This is a genomic window from Alcanivorax sp. HI0083, assembly GCF_001635175.1.
The window spans coordinates 1-1100 of the sequence record NZ_LWFX01000043.1 but is presented as its reverse complement, the minus strand read 5'-3'; the positions used below and the strand labels follow the sequence as shown (position 1 = coordinate 1100).

Here is a 1100-nt window from a genome sequence, read left to right as displayed (position 1 = left end):
GAAAAAAATCCGCCTTCTGCATCGGTGACAAGCTGACGGGATTCAGGCCCGGCAAGAGCAATTTCAACACCAGCAAGAGGCTGGCCGCTCTGAGCATCTACGAGTGTGCCGGTAAGACTTGTTATGTCTGCAGCGGGACGGGATGCTGCTGACAGGACACGCAGGGCCAGAGCCGTAACATACACATCCTGCTCGAAATCCCCACCTGGGTTCTGCCTGTTCTGAAGCGCATCCAGTGCCTGCTGGAGGGAAGTCCGGTCAACTGCCCGCGACACCAGTGCATACAACGCCAATGCAGAGCTTTCAGTATCTCCCCAGAGTTGCCCCCCTTGCTGGGCCAGCAAGAAATCCTCGGCCGCCTGCAGAGGAGACTTCACATCATAGACATGGCGATACTGCCAAAGCGCATGCATAGCCAGAGCCGTAGTCTGGACTCGCCCCACATCGCCAGCCAATGCCCAACTGCCATCATCATTCTGGGCATTGATCAGATATTGCAGCGCATAGGCAGCAGGCTCCTGAGTAATGCCCAACAAGGATAGTGTTTCCAGTGCGTAGGCTGTGCTTAATGGGTCTGGGTCATAGCCGGGAAATGCCCCAAATCCGGAACCGGCTATTTGGCGCTTAAGCAATTCGTCCTGTGCCTCACCAAACTCCTGGCCCAGCGCGTAAGCCGTCCGAATACTACGGGACAGGTTCTCCGCACTGTGGTCTGCATCGACGCTGGCAAGATAGCTGGTCACACCACTCAAAACACCGGCAAGACTCTGATCCGCATCAAGCAGGTTGATTGTGGCTTCCGTGGTGGCCTGAAAAGTGATGGCTTTGGAGGCAGGGGAATCCAGACTGCCATCGGGCTGTATTTGCCCCACAAGCCATTGTTTTGCCGCCTCCTGATTTCCCTGTACCGACACAGGAAGCACTAACAACAGACAAAAAAGAGCTTGCACCCAACCCCAGATACCCGAACGTGACACAGCCATGCGATCCCCCGCTTTTAACCCTACGCTTCTTTATAGAATCGAGCGCGCAGACTAACAGCAAGGCACAGGCGTTTATGTAGTTATCTCTTAGGGGGAAGGTAATACTTTTACGACAAC

General features: G+C 54.7%; 1 protein-coding gene. It reads right to left on the bottom strand.

The window, feature by feature from the left end:
- Positions 1-983, bottom strand: a 983-nt coding sequence (locus tag A3754_RS00460; protein ID WP_156496633.1) for a prenyltransferase/squalene oxidase repeat-containing protein, incomplete at its 3' end; no start/stop codon positions are given.
- Positions 984-1100: the final 117 nt, after the last annotated feature.